Annotated in this window: 2 protein-coding genes; one reads left to right on the plus strand and one right to left on the minus strand. The window is 77.5% G+C overall.

Features of this window, described 5'->3' with window-relative positions; genetic code table 11:
- Positions 1 to 114, plus strand: a 114-nt coding sequence (locus tag C1I97_RS38010) for a CDGSH iron-sulfur domain-containing protein (RefSeq protein WP_146608455.1), incomplete at its 5' end; no start/stop codon positions are given.
- 477 nt (positions 115 to 591) lie between these two features.
- On the opposite strand, the gene C1I97_RS38015 is transcribed toward C1I97_RS38010, so the two are convergent.
- On the minus strand, positions 592 to 903 hold a 312-nt coding region (locus C1I97_RS38015), incomplete at its 5' end, for a subtilase-type protease inhibitor (protein WP_111007381.1).

Here is a 903-nt window from a genome sequence, read left to right on the forward strand (position 1 = left end):
GAACTCGAGGACGGCACCACCGTCTCCTCCGACCGCTTCCGCGTCGCCCTGTGCACCTGCCGCCGCAGCCGCCGCTACCCCTGGTGCGACACCAGCCACCGCGAGAGGGCGTAGCGGAGGGTCCCGGACCGCGCGCCGGGGCGGTCGGCGCGGCAGGGGGGTCGGCACGGCATGGTGGTCTGCGCCCGGCGAGCGGTGAGCCGGGCGGCCTGCGGGGCCGCGGCCGGGCCGGCAGGAGAGCCCCGCGAGCCCGCGGCGGTACCGGGCCGGCTGTCGCGGCAGCCGTGCCTCCCCCAAGCGCTTCGAGCAGGAACCCCCGGGCTGCACGGGTGGGCGCGGCGGCCCCCGGCTCGGCGGGCGGTTCCCCGTGCGGGGCCCGCGCCTTTGCGGCCCGCGGCGTTCCCGCCCACCGGGTCCGCGCGGCAGCGCGAACGCGGCGGCGCGCCGCGCATGTGCCAGGGGTCGGCGGGCGGCCCCACTCCGCCCGCCGACCCCTGGTGCGAGACCGCCTCGGGTCCCCGCGACAGGGGCCCGCACTCCCCATCCGCGGGACCCTTCAGTCGTACGCGGGGACCGCGCGATCCCGGTCCCTCAGAACGCGAAGACGCTCGTCGTGGAAGCGTTCTTCACGCACTCGTTGGCAAAAGTGCGTTCGTAGGAGACGCGCTTGCCCTGCCAGACACCCTGGACCGTGATCACCACGGGGTTGTACTCCCGGGTGCACAGCACGTTGTCGCTCGCTGTGAGCGCGGCGAGGTCACCGCCCACGGCGCGCAGCTCGGCGCACGCGTCGGGCGCGGCCGGGTGGCTTCCGGAGGGCGCCGGGGCGCAGGTCAGGGTGACGGCGCGCTCCGGGGTGGCGGTCACCGCGGCGGTGCCGTGGCCCACGGTGAGCACCAGGGC

It is taken from the genome of Streptomyces sp. NTH33 (assembly GCF_003236365.1).
Taxonomy (GTDB): domain Bacteria; phylum Actinomycetota; class Actinomycetes; order Streptomycetales; family Streptomycetaceae; genus Streptomyces.